This window comes from Microbacterium sp. Bi128 (assembly GCF_918698205.1).
In genome coordinates this window covers 1-4,165 of sequence record NZ_CAKKMM010000388.1, presented here as the reverse complement: position 1 = coordinate 4,165, position 4,165 = coordinate 1, and the positions used below count along the sequence as shown (strand labels likewise).

Below are 4,165 nucleotides of genomic sequence, written 5' to 3'. Positions count from 1 at the left end.
AACGGGTTCTGGTCGCCGCCCATGTCGTACCGGCGGCGCTGCTCGGGGTCGCTCAGCACGTCGTACGCGTGCGTGACGAGCTTGAAACGCTCGGAGGCGTCCTCTCCCGGGTTGACGTCGGGGTGCAGTTCGCGGGCGAGACGCCGGTACGCGCGCTTGATGTCGTCGGGGGCGGCGTCGCGTGCGACACCGAGGACCTCGTAGTGGTCAGCCACAGTCGCCTTCCTACCCGCTCGTGCGGGGTCGATCTTTCAGAGGGAGCTCGTCAACGCGCGCTGTCGTCGTCTTCGAGCATCCGGGTCAAGTAGTGCGCGACGGCGCGGACCGCCGCGAGGTTGGACGAATAGTCCATGCGGGTGGGACCGAGCAGGCCCACGCGGGCACCGCCCGTCGAACCGTCGTACCGGCTCGCGAGCACGGAGGCCTCGATGAGACCGAAAGGCTCGTTCTCGCGGCCGATGCTGGCCGAGAGACCCTGCTCGTCGGCGACCATCTCGCTCATCAACCGCAGCAGCGTGACCTGCTCCTCGATGGCTTCGAGCAACGGGTAGATGCTGCCACGGAAGTCCGACTCGCGCTTGGCGAGCGTCGCCGCTCCCGCCATGACCAGCCGGTCCTGACGGAACTCGTCGAGCTCTTCGCCCACGATCCGCAGGACCGCGTCGGCGATGGCATCCAGGGCGACGCCCGGACGCGGACCTTCGGCGGCGACACCGGCGACGGTCTGCGCGCACTCGGCGACGCTGCGGCCCACGAGCACGGCCGCCACGCGCGCGCGAAGCTGGACGATGTCGGCCTCGGTGGGCTCCACGGGGACGATCGCGATCCGCTGCGAGACGCGGCCGGTGTCGGTGACGAGGATGACGAGCACGCGCGGACCGCCGAGGGCGACGAGCTCGACGTGCGTGAGGTTCGCGCGGGCGAACGACGGGTACTGCACGATCGCGACTTGGCCGGTCAGCTGCGTGAGGGCGCGTACGGTGCGGGCGAGGAGGTCGTCGAGGTCGCCCGCCTCGTCGAGGAAGGACGTGATGGCGCTCCGCTGCGCGGACGACAGGGGGCGGAGCTCGGCGAGGTGGTCGACGAAGACGCGGTAGCCCTTGTCCGTGGGCACACGGCCCGACGACGTGTGGGGGGCGACGATGAGCTCTTCGTCCTCGAGGAGCGCCATATCGTTACGGATCGTGGCGGCGGACACGCCGAAGGCGTGGCGGTCGACGATCGCCTTGCTGCCGACGGGCTCTCGCGTGTCGACGTAGTCCTGGACGATCGCGCGGAGCACTTGCAAGCCGCGTTCGGACACCATGGCCGGCTCCCTCCTCCTGGCACTCCGGACACCTGAGTGCCAATTCTAGAGGATCGGCCCGCACGTGAGCCGGGAACGCGCCTACGCGGTCAGAGCCCGCACGACGGCATCGGCGAGCAGGCGGCCGCGCCGGGTCAGGACGATGCGTCCGCGCACGGCATCCGCACCGTCGATGAGACCGTCGGCGATGAGGGATGCCACGGCCTTCCGGCCCTCGCCGAGGAGCTCGGACACCGGCAGGCCCTCGCGGATACGGCTCCGCAGCAGCACCGATTCGAGGCGCCGCGCCGTCTCGTCGGGACGTTCGCGCGCCGCGGCCGGGGACTCCTCGGCCGCCAGCCGCTGGGCGTAGGCGGCGGGGTGCTTGACGTTCCACCAGCGGAGCCCCGCGACGTGACTGTGCGCGCCCGGACCGAAGCCCCACCAGTCGGTGCCGCGCCAGTACGCCAGGTTGTGACGCGAGCGGTGCGACGCGGCCGTCGCCCAGTTCGACACTTCGTACCACTCGTATCCCGCGGCCGACAGCAGATCGTCCGCGAGCTCGTACATGTCGGCCTGGAGGTCGTCGTCGGGCATCGACAGGGCGCCCGATCGGATCTGGCGCGCGAGCTTCGTGCCGTCCTCGACGATCAACGCGTACGCCGAGACGTGGTCGGGAGCGAGGGCCACGGCGGTCTCGAGCGATGCGCGCCAGTCGTCGAGCGACTCCCCCGGCGCGCCGTAGATGAGGTCGAGCGACACGTCGAGGCCGGCCCGCCGCGCCGACGCCACCGCTGTGGCGACGTTCCGCGGATCGTGCGTGCGGTCGAGCACCGCCAGCACGTGGGGCTGGGCCGACTGCATCCCGATCGACAGGCGCGTCACGCCCGCGGCGGCCAGGGTCTCGGCGACCCGGTCGTCGACGGTGTCGGGGTTGGCTTCGACGGTGACCTCGGCGCCGTCGGCGATCCCGAACTCGTCACGCACCGCGCCCAGCATGCGCGCCAGGTCGCCGGGCGGGAGCAGCGTCGGGGTGCCTCCCCCGAAGAACACCGTGGATGCCGCCCGCCGGGCGCCCGCGGCATCCATCACCGTTCCGGCCAGACGCACCTCGGCGGCGAGCGTGTCCGCGAAGTCCTCTTGCCGTGCTCCCCGCAATTCGCTCGACGTGTAGGTGTTGAAGTCGCAGTACCCGCAGCGCACGCGACAGAACGGCACGTGCAGGTACACGCCGAAATCGGCGGCGGCGTCGTGGATCAGGTCGTCGGGCAGACGTCCGTCGACCGGAGCGGGGTCACCGAGCGGCAGGGGGCCGCCCATCAGGACGTGTACAACGGCGAGATCGCCCGGAGGTACCGCTGGAACAGCGCCCGGCGACGACGGCGGACGAGCCCGGTGAAGAGTCGGTACGACGGGGCCGTCGGCCGGTCGAACGCGCGCACCGAGAACCACACCTCGTCGTTGTCGCGCCACTCCACGCTGAACAGCTCTTCGCCGCTCACGATCGAGTGCCCCACCGTGCCGAGGATGTACCCGACGCGACGCGGCTCCTCGAACACCGAGATGACGCGCAGGTGCGCGTCGGCGCGGTGCCCGTCGACCTTGCCGTGCAGGCGGACGCTCGTCCCCGGGCCTACGAACGGCGTGCCGTCGGTGGCGAAGCGCTGCTCGGATTCGAGGCGACTCGGGGCGATCGGGGCGCCGTCGGCGTCGAAACCCACGCCGGAGTAGCCGCCGTCGGTGGCCGGCCGGACATCGCTGATGCTCAGCTCCGCCGCGCGCAGCGGTGCCCACGACAGCAGCAACTCGCCCGCGGCCGCGAAGCGCTCCTCGCCGCTGCCGATGCGCCAGGCGTCTTCGGCGGGCACGGAGTGCTGCGGCGGATACTGCATCAGGTCGTGCGCCTGGGTGGCGCCGACCGCGGCGTAATCGACCGTGTCGTCGGTGAAGTTCTGCCGGCGCATGATCTCCAGTCTCCTCTGCGCGGATGGGAGGACGGTGGGCGTCGTTACTTCTTGCCCTCGACGTCGCCGGACAGGGCGGCGATGAACGCCTCCTGCGGAACCTCGACGCGACCCACCATCTTCATGCGCTTCTTGCCCTCTTTCTGCTTCTCGAGGAGCTTGCGCTTGCGGGTGATGTCACCGCCGTAGCACTTGGCGAGCACGTCCTTGCGGATCGCGCGGATGTTCTCGCGCGCGATGATCCGCGCGCCGATCGCGGCCTGGATGGGCACCTCGAACTGCTGACGCGGGATGAGCTTGCGCAGGCGCTCGGTCATCATTGTGCCGTAGCTGTAGGCCTTCTCGCGGTGGACGATCGAGCTGAAGGCATCCACCTTCTCGCCCTGCAGCAGGATGTCGACCTTGACGAGGTCGGCCGTCTGCTGACCCGCGGGCTCGTAGTCGAGGCTCGCGTACCCCTGCGTGCGGCTCTTGAGGTGATCGAAGAAGTCGAAGACGATCTCGCCGAGAGGCATGTTGTAGCGCAGCTCGACGCGGTCTTCGCTGAGGTAGTCCATGCCGAGGAGGGTTCCGCGGCGCGACTGGCACAGCTCCATGACGGTGCCGACGTAGTCCTTCGGCAGCAGGATGCCGACCTTCACGATCGGCTCCGAGACCTCGGCGACGCGCCCGTCGGGGTACTCGCTCGGGTTCGTGACCGAGACCGTCTCGCCGGTGTCGGTGGTGACCTCGTACGTCACCGACGGGGCGGTGGTGATGAGGTCGAGACCGAACTCGCGCGAGAGGCGCTCGGTGATGATCTCGAGGTGCAGCAGACCGAGGAAGCCGCAGCGGAAGCCGAAGCCGAGGGCGACGGACGTCTCGGGCTCGTACTGCAGCGACGCATCCGAGAGCTTCAGCTTGTCGAGCGCCTCGC

Annotated in this window: 4 protein-coding genes and 1 pseudogene; all 5 read right to left on the bottom strand. The window is 70.1% G+C overall.

Going from position 1 to position 4,165, the window contains the following annotated elements; all coding sequences use genetic code 11:
* Window positions 1–215 (bottom strand): DnaJ domain-containing protein (locus LQV45_RS19610; RefSeq protein WP_230008453.1); only part of this gene is annotated, 215 nt, incomplete at its 3' end.
* A gap of 50 nt (window positions 216–265) precedes the next feature.
* Window positions 266–1,306 carry a heat-inducible transcriptional repressor HrcA gene (gene hrcA / locus LQV45_RS19605; RefSeq protein WP_230008452.1) on the bottom strand — a complete coding sequence of 347 codons (1,041 nt, stop codon included), beginning with the start codon at window positions 1,304–1,306 and terminating at the stop codon, window positions 266–268.
* Window positions 1,307–1,387: 81 nt separating this feature from the next.
* Window positions 1,388–2,605 (bottom strand): radical SAM family heme chaperone HemW, encoded by a 1,218-nt coding sequence (gene hemW, locus LQV45_RS19600; RefSeq protein WP_230008451.1) that lies wholly within the window; start codon window positions 2,603–2,605, stop codon window positions 1,388–1,390.
* On the bottom strand, window positions 2,605–3,249 hold the full coding sequence (locus LQV45_RS19595) for a DUF1990 family protein (RefSeq protein ID WP_230008450.1): 645 nt from the start codon (window positions 3,247–3,249) through the stop codon (window positions 2,605–2,607). Before LQV45_RS19595 ends, hemW begins: the two co-directional genes overlap by 1 nt.
* A 44-nt stretch (window positions 3,250–3,293) precedes the next feature.
* Window positions 3,294–4,165 (bottom strand): annotated as a pseudogene (locus LQV45_RS19590) (elongation factor 4); the annotation flags it as partial.